Source organism: Streptomyces sp. NPDC058274, from assembly GCF_042881375.1.
In the GTDB taxonomy this organism is placed as follows: Bacteria; Actinomycetota; Actinomycetes; order Streptomycetales; family Streptomycetaceae; genus Streptomyces.
On sequence record NZ_JBHVXW010000005.1, the window covers coordinates 427,277 to 443,288 of the forward strand.

Here is a 16,012-nt window from a genome sequence, read left to right on the forward strand (position 1 = left end):
CGTTTGACAGCTCCGTCGTGTTCCCCGGAGTATCGCCAAGGTGAACCTGTCAGACAGCCAGACAAGTGGCGCGGTGCCGCGGCGCGTCAGCGCCATGGAAGCGGTGCTCACCCACCTCCGCGCGGCCATCGAGCGCGGCGAGTACGCCGTCGGCGACAAGCTGCCCTCCGAGGCCGAGCTCTGCCGCCGTCTGGAGGTGAGCCGGCCGGTGCTGCGCGAGGCGCTGCGGGCTCTGCAGGTGATGGGCCTGACGGTGTCCCGTACCGGCAAGGGCACGTTCGTGGTGGCCGACGCCGTCGACGAACCCACCTTCGGCGACTACGCGGCCGGCGACCTCCTCGAGGTGCGCCGCCATGTCGAGATCCCGGTCGCCGGATACGCGGCGGTGCGCCGGACCCCGGAGAACCTCGACCACCTCGTCCATCTCCTGGACCGGATGGAACGGGAGACCGACACCACCGCCTGGGTCGCGATGGACACGGTCTTCCACATCGCCGTCGCCGAGGCCTCCCAGAACCCGGTCTTCCGCCGGGTCATCGAGGAGATCCGGGACGCCCTCGCCCGCCAGTCGGCCTTCCTGAACGAACTCGGCGGCCGCCGCGAGCAGTCCAACCGGGAGCACCGCGCGATCGTCGAGGCGCTCGTCGACGGATCCGAGCAGGACGCGGTGGCTGCCATGTCGCATCACCTCGACCGCGTCGAGACCACCCTCACCTCCATCCTGCGCTCCGAGCGCACGGACCCAACCGCGAAAGGCGGATCCCAGGCATGAGCGAGCAGTTCCTGTGCGAGGGCGCGCCCCTCGCCCCCACAACCCCCCTCCTCGGCCGGTTTTCGGTACGTGTCCCGGGCACCGCGATACGCGACGGAGTGGACGCGTGAACCAGTCGATCACGTACGGCGGCCCGGTGACGTACGCCGGTTCGGTGGCGGCGGCCCCCGTGGTCCGTGAACCCCTGCACGCGCCGGTGGCCCACCTCGTGCGAGGCGGTCTGACCGAGGGCATCCACTACGGGTCCGTGGTGGTGCTGGCCGCCGACGGGAGCGTGGAGCTGCAACTCGGTGACATCGAGGCGGCCTTCTTCCCGCGCTCCGCGCTCAAGCCCGTACAGGCCGTCGCGATGCTCCGGGCCGGGCTGCCCCTGGACGGCGAACTGCTGTCGCTCGCCGCGGCCAGTCACTCCGGCGAGGAACGGCATCTGGCCGGCACCCGGCGGATCCTGGAGCTCGCCGGCCTCACGGAGGACGATCTGCGCAACGTCGCCGACCTGCCCTTCGACCCGGTCGTACGGGAGCGCTGGGTGCGTGAGGCACGGCTGCCCTCCCGGCTCGCCCAGAACTGCTCGGGCAAGCACGCGGCCATGCTGATGACCGCCCGCCTGAACGACTGGTCCCTCGACGACTACCTCGACCCGGCGCACCCCCTCCAGCAGGCCATCGCGGAGATCGTCGAGGATCTCACCGGGCAGGCGGTCGCCCGGGTGACCGTCGACGGCTGCGGCGCGCCCCTCTTCGCCGTCTCCCTGCACGGTCTCGCGCGCGCCGCGGTCCGTATCGTCACCGCCCCGCCGGGCACTCCCGAGGCGCGGGTGGCCGACGCGATGCGCGAGCACGCCGAGATGGCGTCCGGCTCGGGCCGCGACGCCGCCGCGCTGATGCGGGCCGTGCCCGGGCTGCTCACCAAGGACGGCTTCGAAGGCGTGCAGGTCGCGGCGCTGCCGGACGGCCGGGCCGTCGCCGTGAAGATCGCCGACGGGGCGGACCGGGCGCGCGTCCCGGTGACCGCGGCGGCCCTGGCGCGCGCCGGCGTCGACCCGGCGGCCCTCGCCGAGTTCGCCGGCGCGCCGCTGCTCGGTGGCGGCGCGGTGGTGGGGAGCATCCGGCCGGTCCGCGCCCTGGACCCGCTCATGCACTCCGCGGACTGCTGAGCCCCAGGCGAGCGGCCAAGGCGACCGGCCAAGGCGAGCGGCCAAGGCGAGCGGCAAGGCCTGCAAGGCGTCCTGGGGTTGGCAGTTGCCCGCCGGGGTCGTCGCCCCGTGGCGGGGGAGTCGTGTCCCCGTCCTGCGGTCCCGGCGCGGAGGGGCGCACGGCCCGTCCGGGCTGCACAATGGTGATCATGTCCGCGTCTCTGTCGTCCCCCACCTTCCAGCCGGTCCTGGAGCGCATCGCCGGCGAGATCGAGCGCACCCCCGGAAGCGGGCGGCCCGCCGACTACATCCCGGCGCTGGCCGCCTGTGACCCGCGCCGCTTCGGGATGGCCGTCGCGGAGCTCGACGGCACGGTGTACGGGGTGGGGGACTGGCGGCAGCCGTTCTCCACCCAGTCCATCACCAAGGTCTTCACTCTGGCCCTCGACCTGGCCCGCGAGGGCGACGAACTGTGGGAACACGTCGGCCGCGAGCCCTCGGGCAACCCCTTCAACTCCCTGGTGCAGCTGGAGTACGAGAACGGCATCCCGCGCAACCCGTTCATCAACGCGGGCGCGCTCGTCGTCACCGACCGGCTGCAGACGCAGACCGGCGACGCGGCGGGCAGCCTGCTGGAGTTCCTGCGCGCCGAGAGCGGCAACGGGGACCTCACCTTCGACAAGGACGTCGCCGCCTCGGAGGCCCTGCACGGCGACCGCAACGCCGCCCTCGGCCATTTCATGGCGTCGTACGGCAACATCGACAACCCGGTGCCGGTGCTGCTGGACCAGTACTTCCGGCAGTGCTCGATCGAAGCGTCCTGCGCCGATCTCGCGCTCGCCACCGGCTTCCTGGCCCGGCACGGCCTGCGGGCCGACGGTTCCCGGCTGCTCAGCCAGAGTCAGGCCAAGCAGGTCAACGCGGTCATGCTGACCTGCGGGACGTACGACGCCGCGGGCGAGTTCGCGTACCGCGTCGGGCTGCCCGGCAAGAGCGGTGTCGGCGGCGGCATCATCGCGGTCGTACCCGGCCGCTGCACGCTGTGCGTGTGGAGCCCCGGCCTCGACGAGCGCGGCAACTCGGTGGCGGGCGTGGCGGCGCTGGACCGGTTCACCACGCTGACGGGTGTGTCGGTGTTCTGAACGCCCGGCCAACGGGCCCTCACCCCCAGGGGGTCGCGGCGAGCCGGACACCGCCGGCCCGCGCATCGATCACTGGCTGTCATACGCGTGCCCCCGCCCGGAGGGCGGTGCGTCGCCTTCCGGCCACCCGACGTTGACACGCTTCCCGGGTGCTGGCCATGGCTTTCCCCGTCGATCTCCACCGCTGCCGGACGCTCGGTCTGGCCGGTACCGCCTTCCTCGCGGCGGGCGGTGAGACGGCCGGCGCGCTGTCGGTCCGGGACCTGGTCGCGCCCGACTCCGGGCAGGCCGCGCTCGGCCTGGTCGGCGTGTACTTCGGCGTCGTCCTGCTGATCGCCGCGTGGGCGCTGCTGGGCACCGTCCTGCGCCGGCCCGAGCCGCCGACTCCACGCGCCCTGGTGACCGTCCTCGCCGTCTGGGCCGCGCCGCTGCTGCTCGCACCGCCGCTCTTCAGCCGGGACGTCTACAGCTACCTCGCCCAGGGCGCCATGGTCGACGCCCACATGGACGTGTACACGCACGGGCCCGCGCAGCTCGGCGGACCGCTCGCCGACGAGGTGGCACCGGTCTGGCGGCACACCGCGACACCGTACGGCCCGGTCTTCCTCGCCGTGGCGTCCGCGCTGTCGGCCCTGACCCACGGCGAGATACCCGCCGGGCTGCTCGGTCTGCGTCTGGTGGCGCTGCTGGGGGTGGCCCTGATGGCTGCGGCGCTGCCCCGGCTGGCCCGGCACAGCGGCGCCGACCCGGCAGCGGCCCTGTGGCTCGGCGCCCTCAACCCCCTTGTGCTGCTGCACCTGGTGGCGGGGGCGCACAACGACGCCCTCATGCTGGGCCTGCTCGGCGTCGGTCTGGTGGCCGCGTGCGGCCGGTGGCCCGTCCTGGCCGCCGTCCTCGTCACGCTCGCCGCCCTCGTCAAGGCACCCGCTGTCCTCGGACTGCCGGCGATCGTCGCGCTGCGCGGACACCACGGCACCGCGAAAGCGGCTCTGACGACCGCGGCGGTCGCGCTCGCGACCACCGTCGCGGCCACGGCGCTGACCGGCACGGGATACGGCTGGATCGGCGCCCTGAAGACACCGGTGTCCCCGCACAACTGGTCGCCCACCAGCGTGCTCGGTCGCGGCACCGGCACGCTGCTGCGGAACCTGGGCAGCGGTCTCGCGCCCCTCGCGCCGACGCTGTGGCACGCGGCCGGGCTGGCGGCCACCGCGCTCGTGGTCCTCTTCATCTGGCTGCGGCTGAGGCCGGGACCTTTGTACGCGCTGGGGCTGAGCCTGGCGGCCGTGGCCGTGCTCGGTCCGGCGATCAGGCCCTGGTACGCGCTGTGGGGGCTGTTCCTCATCGCCGCGGCGGCGCCCGCAGGCCCGGTGCGCCGGCGGGTCGCGGCCGTCAGCGCGGTGCTCGCGCTCGGCGTGCTGCCCGGGGGCGGCCCACCGGACGTCGAACAGGTCGTCCTCGCCGTGTCCGGGGGAGTGCTCGCGATGGTCGTACTGTGGCAGGCCCACCAGGCCGCGCAGGCGCCCGCACTCGGGCGGACCGCGTGAGCCTGCCCGGAACCGACCGCGGACGGCTGACCCTGATCCTCGGACTCGCCCTCGCCGTCGGGGCGTTCACCGCCACCGTGCCGCTGCTGCGCAACTGGTTCGACCTGCGCGTCTACTACGGGACCGTCGACCTGTGGGTCCACCACGGCGGACGGATCTACGACTACCGGGTGCCGGGGACGACGTACGGCTTCACCTATCCGCCGTTCGCCGCCGTCAGCATGCTGCCGATGGCGCTGGTCGGGCTGCGGACCGCGATCGCCGTGGGACTGCTGCTCAACCTCGCGGCGGCAGCGGTCGTGCTGTGGCTCCTGGCCGGTGCGGAACTCCGCCGTCACCGCTGGTTCGCCTGGGCTCTGGCGTGCTGTCTGCTGGCCCTGCTCGAACCGGTCCGCGACACCCTCAGCTTCGGCCAGGTGAACCTGCTGCTGCTCGCCCTGGTCCTCGGCGACGGTTGGCTGCTCGCCACCGGCCGTGGCCGCTGGGCCGGTGTCGGGATCGGCCTCGCCGCGGCCGTCAAGCTGACGCCCGCGCTGTTCATCGGCCTCCTGCTGCTGGCCGGCCGCCGCCGCGCGGCCGGGGTGGCGACCGCGGTCGCCCTGGCGGCCACCGCCGTCGCTGCCTGGGCGGCGCCGGACGACTCGCGCTTCTACTGGACGGACGCGCTCTGGGACACCACTCGCGTGGGCCGTCTCGCCTACGTCTCCAACCAGTCGGTGCAGGGCGTGCTGGCCCGCCTCGCGGCCCCGGGGGACCCGAGCCGGACGGCCTGGGAGCTGGCCGCCGGCCTGGTGCTGTGCGTCTGGGCAGGGCGGGTACGCCGGGCCGTCGCCGCCGGGGACTGGCCGGCCGCGTTCGCGCTGACCGGACTCGCCGCCTGCCTGGTCAGCCCGGTCACCTGGGTGCACCACCTCGTCTGGCTGCTGCCGTCCCTCGCCGTACTGGTGCGGCGGCGGCTGCTGCGGACCGCGGGCGCGCTGTACGCGGTCCTGTGCAGCAGCGTGGTGTGGCTGTGGGTCGACGACGCGTCCGGCATCGGCGGATTCCTCGGCAGCAACACCTACGTGTGGATCACCCTCGGCCTGCTGATCTGGCTGCCGGTGGGTCAGGACCGCGTGATACGGCCGTTCTTGAGCCGCAGGGCGAGTGCCACCGCCCCGGCGCCCACGCCGGCCGCGCCGACGATCACGCCCGTCTCCGGCCAGCCGGCGCCGCCCTGGTCACCGGAGACGGCGGACAGCGAGGCGGGCCCGGTGTGTGCCGCGGTCCCGGCGGACGGGAGCGCGTCGGCGGCTACGGTCCGCGGGGGCAGGAGCGAGCCGACCGGGGAGACCCGGCCGGCGGCCGCGAAGCCCCAGTCGAGCAGCTCGCGCGCCTCCTCGTACACGGTGAACGCGCCGCCCGCCTGAGGGTTCATCACCGTGACGACGAGGGTGCGTGCGCCACGGCGGGCGGCGGCCACGAGCGTGTTGCCCGCGCCGCTGGTGTAGCCGTTCTTGACCCCGATCAGGCCCGGGTACGGGTCGACGCCGTCCGCGCCCGTCAGCAGCCGGTTGGTGTTCTGGATCTCGTACGCCCAGCCGTCCCCGGGGAAGGTCGCCTCGGCGGTGGCGCAGTAGCGGGCGAAGTCCGGGTTGCGCAGCCCCGCCCGTCCGAAGACGGCCAGGTCGTACGCGGAGGAGACCTGGCCGGGGGTGTCGTAGCCGTCGGGAGAGACGACGTGGGTGTCCAGCGCGCCGAGGGAGCGGGCCTTGGTCTGCATCCGGGCGGCGGTGGCCCGCCAGCCGCCGTTCATCGCGGCCAGGACGTGCACGGCGTCGTTTCCGGAGTTCAGGAAGACACCGCGCCACAGGTCGTCGACGCGATACGTGTGGCCCTCGGTGACGCCGACGCGGCTGCTGCCGTCGCCGATCCCCTCCAGCTCCTGCTCCGTGACGGTGTGCTTGACGCTGCCGGGCAGTGCGGGCAGCACGGTGAGGGCGAACAGGGTCTTGAGGGTGCTCGCGGGCGGCAGCGGGCGGTGGGCGTCCCGGGCGGCGAGCACCTCACCGGTCCCGGCGTCCGCCACCACCCAGGACAGCGCGGAGACGTCGGGGACCGCCGGTGCACCGGCCCGTGGCCGCACCTGTGTTCCTGGGCCGTACAGCGTGAGTGGCCGCGAGGCCGTGGGTCCCGGCGTGCCCGGGCCTGTTCCGGTGTCGGCGAGGGCCGGGTTCGGGGCGAGGGCCAGGGCGCCGACCGCGCAGGCGACGGAGCACGAGACAGCGGCGCGGGATGAGAATCCGATGGTCATACCGCAAACGTAGGAACGCGTGCGCCGTACAGCGGGCTGCCCGGGCCGCGCGGCGGAATGCAGCACCCGGATGCCGCACGCGGGACGTCAGGCGGCGGGGAGCGTGGGCTGGACCTGGCGCAGGAAGACCGCGTTGTTCGGGGTGGCCCGCAACCGCTCCAGAAGGGTTTCGAGGTTCGCCTGGCCGTCCCGCGTCTGCAGGGCGCGCCGCAGACCGCGTATGGCGGTCAACTCGGCGGCGGGCAGCAGGAGTTCCTCGCGGCGGGTGCCGGACGGGATGATGTCGACGGCCGGGAAGACACGCCTGGACGCGAGCGTCCGGTCCAGTCGCAGTTCCATGTTGCCGGTGCCCTTGAGCTCCTCGAAGAAGAAGTCGTCGGCGCGGGAGCCGGTCTCCACCAGAGCGGTGGCGAGGATGGTGAGTGAGCCGCCCTCCTCGGCCAGGCGCGCGGCGCCGAAGAGGCGCTTGGGGCCTTGCAGCGCGGCCGCGTCGACGCCGCCGCTGAGGGTGCGGCCACCGGCGGCGGCCGCGTTGTTGTGCGCCCGGCACAGCCGGGTGAGGGAGTCCAGGAGGATGACGACGTCCTGGCCCATCTCGACGAGCCGCTTGGCGCGCTCCACGACGAGTTCGGCGAGCGCGATGTGCTGCTGGGGCGTCTTGTCGAAGGTCGAGGCGAAGACCTCGCCGCGCACGGAGCGCCGCATGTCGGTCACCTCTTCGGGCCGTTCGTCGAGCAGCAGCACCATCAGATGCGCCTCGGGGTGATTGCCCGCGACGGCCGCGGCGAGCTGCTGGAGCAGTACCGTCTTGCCGGTCTTGGGCGGGGCCACGATCAGACCGCGCTGACCCTTGCCGACGGGGGCGACCAGGTCGACGAGGCGTCCGGCCAGACCGCTCGCCGGGTGTTCGAGCCGGAGCGGCTCGCGCGGGTGCAGCGGGGTGAGATCGCGGAAGTGGCGGCGCCGGCGCAGCTCTTCGGGAGCCCGGCCGTTGATCCGCTCCACTTCGGTGAGCGGAGCGCGGGGCCCGCCGCGGACGCCTTCGACGAGGTCGCCCTTGCGCAGGCCGTGACGGCGGATCAGCGCGGCGGAGACCTGGACGTCGGCCGGTGTGGGCAGGCAGCCCGCGTCGCGCAGGTACCCCTGCCCGTTGTGCGCGATGTCGAGGACACCGGAGGCGTGGGCCGGCAGCTGCCGCTGTACAGGGGGGTGTTCGAGTGTGGTGGTCATGGGAGGTCCTTTCGAGGACGTTTTCATGAGGTCGTGAGGCCATGAGAGGGAGGGGGATGGCCGGTGAGGCGGCGTGCTCACGCCTCCACGCGGCGAGGAGACAGCACCTCGCGTACGGCGGACGGAGGGAACCGTCCATGGCCGTGCTCGAGAGGTGGTGCGGAGAAGCTGGTGCGCAGGTCCGGATCGGACGGGCGACGCAGCGAAATGAAAGGAATTCAGCACCGGCGCCCAAGACGGGGCGTACACAAGTGCTGATCGCACTGTAGCACAGGGTATCGCGGCGGGGACGCCGCGTTCCGTGGCCGAGTACGGGGCGCGTTCGGCGTGTCACGAACCTGACCCGGTGTACCCGTCAACGCAGCCGTGTGGTGCCGTATTCCCCCTTGGCCACGCCGTGTCCCGGGATCCGCCGGGGCGCAGGCGGCGGGACGTTCGCCGGGAGAAAGTGGAAGGGTGTCGATTCGGCGCCGGCCCGTTCGTCGGTGGGGTGTCAGGACCTCATGAGCACCTGGAGGAACCATGAAGTACATGCTGCTGGTCTGCGGCGACGACACGGCCGACGCCTCCGGCATGGCACCCGTCGAACCCTGGGTCGAGGAGCACGGCGCCCAGCGCGGTGTGCGGCTGCACGGCCACCGGCTCCAGCTCCCCGCCGAGGCGGTCACCGTACGGGTCCGCGGCGGTGAAGTGCTGCGCACGGACGGGCCGTTCGCGGAGACCAAGGAGTACGTCGCCGGGTACGACATCCTCGACTGCGACAGCCTGGAGGAGGCCGTGAAGGTCGCCGCCGAGCATCCCGTGGCCGCCATCGGTGCCATGGAGGTGCGCGCGTTCTGGGAGGACGAGGACGCCGAGGGGGAGATCCGCCGGATCGACGCCGAGCTCACGGCCGCCCACCGGGAACGCGACGTCGACCGGCTGATCGCCTGCTACGCGGCCGACGCCGAGGTGTTCCACCCCATGAGCGGCCTGCCGCAGAGCGGGACCGACGCCCTGCGCACCGCCCACGAGTGGTGGCTGTCGACCCTGACGGGACCCGTGGACCGGGAGGTGCTCGAATTCCGGGTCCGGGTCGACGAGAGCGTCGCGTTCAGTCACGCCCTCGTCCGCGTGCGTGGCACGCTCACCGACGGGGAGCCGCTGGACACCGTGGTGCGGTCGACCACCGGTTACCGCGCCGCCGGCGACCGGTGGAAGATCGTCCACCAGCACACGTCCGTTCCGTTCGACGCCGGAGTCGAGGAGGACCCGTCATGAAGTACGCGCTGTTCATCTGCACACCGGTCGGCGGCGAGGAGCTCAGCCCCGAGGAGATCGCCGAGGACCCCCGCTTCACCTCGTACGTCGAAGAGGTCCGCCGCGGCGGCATCGTGACGGGTGGTGCGCGGCTGCGGCCGTCCACCGACGCCACCACCGTCCGCGTGCAGGGCGATGAAGTGCTGCTGAGCGACGGGCCGTTCGTGGAGTCCAAGGAGTATGTCGCGGGGATCGACTTCATCGAGGTCGCGGACCTCGACGAGGCCATCGCGCTCGCCTCGCGACACCCCGCCGCGCTGGGCGGCGGTTCGGTGGAGGTGCGGCCGGTCTGGGAGTGAACGACGTCGAGGAGGCGGTCGCGGCCGCCTTCCGCGAGGAATGGGGTCAAGTCGTCGCCACCCTGATCCGGGTGACCGGCGACTGGGACCTCGCCGAGGAGTGCGCGCAGGACGCCTTCACCCAGGCACTGGACCGGTGGCGGCGCGACGGCGTGCCGCGCCGCCCCGGCGCCTGGCTGACCACGACCGCCCGCCACCGTGCCCTGGACGTACTGCGCCGGGAGGCGGTGGGGGCGCAGAAGCTGCGGGAGGTTGCCGTGCTGGCGCGGCACGAGGGGCCCGGCCCGGAGGACGACTCCGGTGTGCACGACGACCGGCTGCGGCTGATCTTCACCTGCTGCCATCCCGCGCTGCCCATCGAAGCCCGGGTGGCGCTGACGCTCCGTACGCTCGCGGGCCTGACCACCCCCGAGATCGCCCGCGCCTTCCTCGTCCCCGAGGCGACGATGGCGCAGCGTCTCGTGCGGGCCAAACGGAAGATCCGCAACGCGGGCATCCCGTATCGCGTACCGCCCGCGCATCTGCTGCCCGAGCGCACCACGGGCGTGCTCGGCGTGGTCTACCTCCTCTTCAACGAGGGGTACGCCGCCACGTCCGGCGCCGATCTGCTGCGCACGAACCTGTGCGCCGAGGCCGTCCGCCTCGCCCGCGTGCTCGCCCGGCTCATGCCCGACGAGCCCGAGGTGCTGGGCCTGCTGGCCCTTCTGCTGCTGCACGACGCCCGGCGCGGCACGCGCGTCGACGCGGCGGGCGAGCTGGTGACGCTGGAGGACCAGGACCGCACCGCCTGGGACCGGGCCGCGGTCGACGAGGGCGCGACCCTGCTCGAAACCGCCCTGCGGCGCGGTCGCCCCGGCCCGTACCAGATCCAGGCGGCCATCGCGGCCTGTCACACCACAGCCGCCACGGCGCAGGACACCGACTGGGCCGACATCGCGGCCCTGTACGGCGAGTTGGCCCGTTTCGTACCGTCCGCCGTGGTGCGGCTGAACCGTGCCGTGGCCGTGGGCATGGCGGAGGACCCGGAGACCGGCCTGGCGCTCGTCGCCGAGCTGGAGGAGGCGGGCGAGCTTGAGGGATACCACCTGCTGCCCGCCACCCGCGCCGACCTGCTGCGCCGGACGGGACGCATGGGGGAGGCGGCGGAGGCGTACGGCAGGGCGCTGGAGCTGGTGGAGAACGAGGCGGAACGCCGGTTCCTGGAGAAACGGCTCGCGGAGTGTCGATCCGCGTAGGTGCGGTTCGTCGGTGGGGTGACGCCATCCACGGGTGACGCCATCCATGGGTGCCGCCATCCATGGGTGCCGCCATCCATGGGTGCGCCATCCATGGGGCGACCTGCCCCGGGGTGACACACCACGGGGTGCGAGCGCCCGCCCCGCGACACCGGAGATCCCCATGACCGTCACCGTCACCGTCCGCAGCACTTCCGGCATCAGGAAGGCGCTCGCGCTGTTGCCGGCGCGCCGCAGGCAGCCGGTCGCCGCCGCGTCCGACGCGACCCGCGCGTTGGACGTGCCGCGGACCGACCCGCCCGTCGTCCCGGAGGCTTGGCTGGCCGGTCTCCGCCTCGGGGGTTGAGTGCGGGGGCGGCCGGTGCACTGTTCCTGCTGCGCAGGCCGCAACGACCCGCTTTCGGCGGCGTCCGGGAGCTTCACGGCCTCGTGGGGCCCGCGATCACCGGGCGCCGAGGTCGAAGATCCCGTACGCGAATCCGTCCGCCGTGATCGTTCCCCTCGCGATGCGTACGCCGGACGTCTCCAGGGCCCGGGCGTCGCGCGTGTCGTCGTACGCGTAACTCACCTGGTTCTGCTGCGGGTTGACGACGACCAGATAGCGCCCGCCCCGGATGTACACCAGCGGGTATCCGGCGTGGAGCACCTCCACCGAGCCGGCGGAGCCGAGTTCCGGCGAGCTGGTGCGGAGCGCGATCAGACGGCGTACGAGATGCAGGAGCGAGGTGTCGTCGGCGTGTTGGGCGGCCACGGTCGGGCGGTCCGGGGACGGGTCGACCGGCAGGTAGAGGTGGTCGGCGGGGGCGGTGGAGAAACCGGCGTTCGGTCCGTCGTCCCACTGCATCGGGGTGCGCGAGCCCGCGCGGTTGTAGCGGGGGCCGAGGACACTGCCCTCCTTGTCGGGCAGGCCCGGGAGGTACCGCATGCCGATCTCGTCGCCGTAGTAGATCGCCGGGAGCGTCGGCCAGGTCAGCTGGAAGGCGAAGGCCACGGGGAGCTGATCGGCGGTACGGGGACCGCAGTTGAGGCGGGAGAAGTCGTGGTTGGCGGTCGGCAGGGAGATGAACCCGGTGCTGCCGAGGGCCTCGGAGGCACGCTGCCAGGCCTCCACGAAGGGGCGAGGGGAGCCCTTGCCGCTCGCGTCGAAGAAGCAGTCGAGGGGATCCCAGGTGTCATTGACCGTGCCCTCGCCGTTGCTCCACAGCGAGCGCAGCGGCAGACCGTCCGTGGTCCCGCCGAACTGGAGGAAGAAGTCCGTGTGGAAGCCCGCCGGGACGGACACCTCGGGGTCGCCCCACTCGGAGAGCAGTACGGCGCCCGGGTGCGCGCCGTCCAGCCAGTGGCGCAACTCCGTCCAGATGCCCGCCGTTTCGGTCCGGTCGGGGTCGTCCTTGACGAGCGACGCCGCCATGTCGACGCGGAAACCGGCCAGGCCGAGACTCAGCCAATGGTCCATGACCGAGCGCAGGGCCGCGCGGTTGGCGCGCGGACCCGGGGCGTCGACCGGCCGGCGCCACGGCTCGGCCGGATTCGTCCGTGCGTAACCGAAGTTGAGCGCGGGCTGGGAGTCGAAGAAGTTCGGCAGATACGCGCCCGGACGGCTGCCGGGCGAGCTGACGAAGCCCTCGGGACGGCCCTCGGGTGCCCAGATGTAGCGGTCGTCGTCCGGGTCGTTCACGGCGGCGGTGAACCAGGGGTGCTGGTCGGAGGTGTGACCGGCGACGAGGTCCAGCAGGACGCGGATGCCGCGACGGCCCGCCTGCGCGACGAGTTCGGCGAGATCGTCCTGGGAGCCGTAGCGGGGGGCGACATGCAGATAGTCCGCGACGTCGTACCCGGCATCGCGGAACGGGGAGACGAAGCAGGGGTTCAGCCAGACGGTGTTGACGCCCAGCCACGCGAGGTGGTCGAGGCGCTCGGCGATCCCGTTGAAGTCGCCGATGCCGTCGCCGTTCGAGTCGGCGAAGGACTGCGGATAGATCTGGTAGAAGATGGCGTCGGCCAGCCAGCCCGGGGCGGGACGGAACGAAGTCATGCACGCGACCTTAGGCCACCCGCGTGTGGGCTCGGCCTGGGGACCGGGAGGACGGCGTACTGGTGATCGCGGGGCCGGCTTCCCGTCGGCCGTGCCTCTCGCCCGGACCGGGAGCCGGCCACGCGGGGCGGCTCACGGCGGCGGTGCGCTCCGTGCCTCTCGCCCGGACCGGGAGCCGGCCCCGCGGGGCGGCCCACGGCGGCGGTGCGCTCCGTGCCCGGCGCCCGGACCGGGAGCCGGGCGGCCCACGGCGGCGGTGCGCTCCGTGCCCGTAAGCTGCCCATGATGTTCACTCCGCACGGACCCACCCTCCGCGAACTGGCCGTTCAGGCGCTGTCGTCCGTCGAGCACGGCTACGACCTGCTGGCGCCGAAGTTCGACCACACCCCGTTCCGCACACCGGACGCGATCCTCGACGCGGTGGCGCGGGCACTGGGCCCGGTCGGACCCTTCGGCCACGGGCTCGACCTGTGCTGCGGCACCGGCGCGGGCATGGAGGTGCTGCGGGAGCTGTGCACGCAGAGCGTCACCGGGGTCGACATCAGCGCGGGAATGCTGACGGTGGGGCGGGGGCGCGTCGGGGCAACGTCCGGCGGGCCGCGGCTGGGTGAGACCCAGGTGCCGCGTGTCTCGTGGGTGCGTGGCGACGCGCGTGCCCTGCCGTTCGGGTCCGTCTTCGACGTGGTGGTGAGCTTCGGCGCGTTCGGGCACTTCCTGCCGCGGGAACTTCCGGGCCTCTTCGGACAGGTCCACTCCGTGCTGCGGCCCGGCGGACGCTTCGCTTTCCCGGTCGTGGCCCCGGCGCCGCCGAGTTCCCCCTGGTACTGGGCCCTATTGGCCTTCGACACGGCGATGCGGGTGCGCAACGCCGTGTGGCGGCCGCCGTTCGTCATGTACTACCGCGCCTTCCGCCTCGGTGACGTGCGGCGGGAGCTGCGACGGGCCGGGTTCACCGTGGAACTGCGGGAACTGCCCGAATTCGGGCGCAGGCGCGACGGCAGTCCGCGCTGCCGGCTGGTCGTCGCCACACGGGAGGGCGGCGCGGCACCCGCCTGAACGGGGCATGCGCAAGCGCTTGTTCGCCCCCGGGCCCGTCCACCCCGGGGGCCGCCCAGTCCGTACTTCAACCCGTCCTCGGACGGCTCACCGTCACATTCGCCGTAACGCTCGCCGGCCTGCCATCATCTTTTACCGGCCTGCCATCATCTTTTAAGGGTTTGCTTTTCCAACTCGCCCGGTTATGGTGAGTCTACTTTTCAAACTATGCAGATCAACGACTCTCTCCAAGACCCATAGAGCGAGGACGGCGATGAGGGCTTCACCCGGCGGCACGCCCGCCAAGAGGGACACCGTGACCCGGATCGACCCCCTGTGGTGGTCGTGGGAGGGTGCGCACGGAGGGCACACCGCCGCGGTGACCCTCACTGCCGTACGCGACCTGATCGCCGGTGGAGACCACCCGGTCCGTGCCCTGACCACCCATTTCCTGGCCCCGGTGGACGCCCGGCCGCTGCACCTCGCCGTGACCGCGGCCAGGACCGGCCGCCGCGCCTCGACCGTCGCGTTCAGCGGCCACCAGGACGGGAGGCCGGCCCTCGCCGGCTCGGCGGTCTTCGGCCCGGCCCGCACCGGACCGGCGTACGACGGACTCCCGGCCCCCGCCGTCCCGGACCCGGAGGACTGCCAACTGCTCGACATGCCGGTCGGATTGGCGCCCTTCGGCAAGCAGGTGGAGATACGGCCGGCAACGGAGGACCTGCCGCTCGCCGGCGGGGCGAGGGCCGAACTCGTCGCCTGGGTACGGTGCCTGGACGACCGTGCCCTGGACGCCGCCACCGTCGTGACCCTCACCGACATCCTCCCGCCCGCCCTCTACGCGTGCCTGCGTACACCGCTCCCCGTGCCGACCGCCGAGCTGACCGTCCACTTCACCGACGCGCTCGCGAACGGCGTGCCGGACGGCTGGGCCCTGGTGCGGATGCGTACCGAGCAGGCCGGGAGCGGGTGGGCGGTGGACGACAGCGCCGTGTGGTCGGCCGACGGCCGACTGCTCGCCGTCGCCCGCCAGGCCCGCGTCGTCCTGGATCGCCGGCCCCCGGACGGCACGGACACCGCCTCCGGGGTTGCGGTCGGCTCCTGATGCCCGCCCCGGCCGTCGGTCGCGTGACCACGTAAGCACGGCTACACCGCCGCAGGCAGCGTGAACTCGTAGACCAGGGCATCCTGTTGGGCGTCCACCACGAGGTCCGTGATCTCCAGCGGCCGGTCGTACTGGTCGCGCACCTGCCGGGTCACCCGCACCGAGCGGGGGAGCTGGGTGATGGAGTCCCGGTGGTGCAGGGTCAGTCCGGCCTTGCGCATCCAGTCGTACGCACGCCCCAGCTGGGCCGAGGCCTCGCCGTCGGCCCGGTCGCGATAGCGGGCCAGCTCCTCGACCTCGGCCACGGCGACGGCGGAGAAGGACGTCACGGCCGTACGCAGCCCGGTCCCGTCCGCCGTGGCCGACTCGTAGCGGTGGACCAGTGTCGGCCGCTGGGGGGAGAGCCCGAGCGCCTCGGCGTGCTCGGGCGGGGGAGTCTCCCAGGTCACGCTGGTCCGGTGCATGGCACAGGGCTCGGTGGTGTGCGCCCCGACGGGGAAGTCGAGCGAGGGGATGTGCTCGGCCGCGGTCCCGGGCAGTGTCGCGTGGCTGCCGCGCTTGTCCGTGGCGACCAGGCCGCTGCGGCGCAGCATCTGCAGCGCCTGGCGGACGGTCTCGCGGCTCACGTCGAAGCGTGCGGCCAGCTGCCGTTCGCCCGGCAGGCGCGCGCCGGGCGGAATGATCCCTTCCTTGAGTTCGCCCAGCAGTTGGGTGGCGATGTGCCAGTAGCGGGGCTCGTGTTCGGGTGCGGGGGTGGTGCGGGCCATGTCCGCGCCTCCTGTTGGTGACAAGGCGTAGCCGTGCGGGCTCATTGCGCGACCACATCTAACATTGGTCTAAACCACTAGGGAAGAGCTGCCGCGGAGTTCGGCCGATTTCAGCCCG

The 16,012-nt window shown here is 73.0% G+C and carries 14 protein-coding genes and 1 pseudogene; 11 read left to right on the forward strand and 4 right to left on the reverse strand.

All coding sequences use genetic code 11. From position 1 onward, the window contains the following. Window positions 1-40: 40 nt before the first annotated feature. From ACFVYF_RS14090 to ACFVYF_RS14110, 5 genes are all read left to right on the forward strand, one after another. Window positions 41-772 (forward strand): FadR/GntR family transcriptional regulator, encoded by a 732-nt coding sequence (locus ACFVYF_RS14090; RefSeq protein ID WP_389455445.1) that lies wholly within the window; start codon window positions 41-43, stop codon window positions 770-772. Between the two features lie 106 nt (window positions 773-878). Continuing rightward, window positions 879-1,928 (forward strand): asparaginase, encoded by a 1,050-nt coding sequence (locus tag ACFVYF_RS14095; RefSeq protein WP_389455446.1) that lies wholly within the window; start codon window positions 879-881, stop codon window positions 1,926-1,928. Between the two features lie 179 nt (window positions 1,929-2,107). After that, on the forward strand, window positions 2,108-3,049 hold the full coding sequence (locus tag ACFVYF_RS14100) for a glutaminase (protein WP_389455447.1): 942 nt from the start codon (window positions 2,108-2,110) through the stop codon (window positions 3,047-3,049). Between the two features lie 158 nt (window positions 3,050-3,207). Next, window positions 3,208-4,596, forward strand: a complete 1,389-nt coding sequence (gene mptB / locus ACFVYF_RS14105; RefSeq protein WP_389455448.1) for a polyprenol phosphomannose-dependent alpha 1,6 mannosyltransferase MptB — start codon at window positions 3,208-3,210, stop codon at window positions 4,594-4,596. Then, window positions 4,593-6,005, forward strand: a complete 1,413-nt coding sequence (locus tag ACFVYF_RS14110; protein ID WP_389455449.1) for a glycosyltransferase 87 family protein — start codon at window positions 4,593-4,595, stop codon at window positions 6,003-6,005. Before mptB ends, ACFVYF_RS14110 begins: the two co-directional genes overlap by 4 nt. A 59-nt stretch (window positions 6,006-6,064) precedes the next feature. Here ACFVYF_RS14110 and ACFVYF_RS14115 read toward each other — a convergent pair. Continuing rightward, window positions 6,065-6,889, reverse strand: a pseudogene (locus ACFVYF_RS14115) (D-alanyl-D-alanine carboxypeptidase family protein); the annotation flags it as partial. An 87-nt stretch (window positions 6,890-6,976) separates the two neighbouring features. Further along, window positions 6,977-8,119, reverse strand: coding sequence for a transcription termination factor Rho (gene rho / locus ACFVYF_RS14120; RefSeq protein WP_389455450.1), 1,143 nt, complete (start codon window positions 8,117-8,119; stop codon window positions 6,977-6,979). Between the two features lie 522 nt (window positions 8,120-8,641). Here rho and ACFVYF_RS14125 point away from each other — a divergent pair. The 4 genes from ACFVYF_RS14125 to ACFVYF_RS14140 all read left to right on the forward strand — a co-directional run bounded on the left by ACFVYF_RS14125 (window position 8,642) and on the right by ACFVYF_RS14140 (window position 11,298). Further along, window positions 8,642-9,379, forward strand: coding sequence for a nuclear transport factor 2 family protein (locus ACFVYF_RS14125; RefSeq protein ID WP_389455451.1), 738 nt, complete (start codon window positions 8,642-8,644; stop codon window positions 9,377-9,379). Continuing rightward, the gene (locus tag ACFVYF_RS14130) at window positions 9,376-9,717 is read left to right on the forward strand and encodes a YciI family protein (RefSeq protein ID WP_389455452.1); all 342 of its coding nucleotides are present in this window, start codon (window positions 9,376-9,378) and stop codon (window positions 9,715-9,717) included. Before ACFVYF_RS14125 ends, ACFVYF_RS14130 begins: the two co-directional genes overlap by 4 nt. Further along, window positions 9,708-10,952, forward strand: coding sequence for an RNA polymerase sigma factor (locus ACFVYF_RS14135; RefSeq protein ID WP_389455491.1), 1,245 nt, complete (start codon window positions 9,708-9,710; stop codon window positions 10,950-10,952). Before ACFVYF_RS14130 ends, ACFVYF_RS14135 begins: the two co-directional genes overlap by 10 nt. Before the next feature lie 163 nt (window positions 10,953-11,115). Next, window positions 11,116-11,298 carry a hypothetical protein gene (locus ACFVYF_RS14140; RefSeq protein ID WP_389455453.1) on the forward strand — a complete coding sequence of 61 codons (183 nt, stop codon included), beginning with the start codon at window positions 11,116-11,118 and terminating at the stop codon, window positions 11,296-11,298. Between the two features lie 96 nt (window positions 11,299-11,394). Here ACFVYF_RS14140 and ACFVYF_RS14145 read toward each other — a convergent pair whose 3' ends face one another. Beyond that, on the reverse strand, window positions 11,395-12,987 hold the full coding sequence (locus tag ACFVYF_RS14145; RefSeq protein WP_389455454.1) for an alpha-amylase family glycosyl hydrolase: 1,593 nt from the start codon (window positions 12,985-12,987) through the stop codon (window positions 11,395-11,397). Window positions 12,988-13,272: 285 nt separating this feature from the next. On the opposite strand from ACFVYF_RS14145, the gene ACFVYF_RS14150 reads away from it, so the two are divergent. Both ACFVYF_RS14150 and ACFVYF_RS14155 read left to right on the forward strand, forming a co-directional pair. Then, window positions 13,273-14,043, forward strand: a complete 771-nt coding sequence (locus tag ACFVYF_RS14150) for a class I SAM-dependent methyltransferase (RefSeq protein WP_389455455.1) — start codon at window positions 13,273-13,275, stop codon at window positions 14,041-14,043. Window positions 14,044-14,296: 253 nt separating this feature from the next. Next, on the forward strand, window positions 14,297-15,127 hold the full coding sequence (locus ACFVYF_RS14155) for an acyl-CoA thioesterase (protein WP_389455456.1): 831 nt from the start codon (window positions 14,297-14,299) through the stop codon (window positions 15,125-15,127). A gap of 41 nt (window positions 15,128-15,168) precedes the next feature. On the opposite strand, the gene ACFVYF_RS14160 is transcribed toward ACFVYF_RS14155, so the two are convergent. Then, a complete protein-coding gene (locus tag ACFVYF_RS14160; protein WP_389455457.1) occupies window positions 15,169-15,894 on the reverse strand; it encodes a GntR family transcriptional regulator in 726 nt (241 codons plus the stop codon). Window positions 15,895-16,012 lie beyond the last annotated feature (118 nt).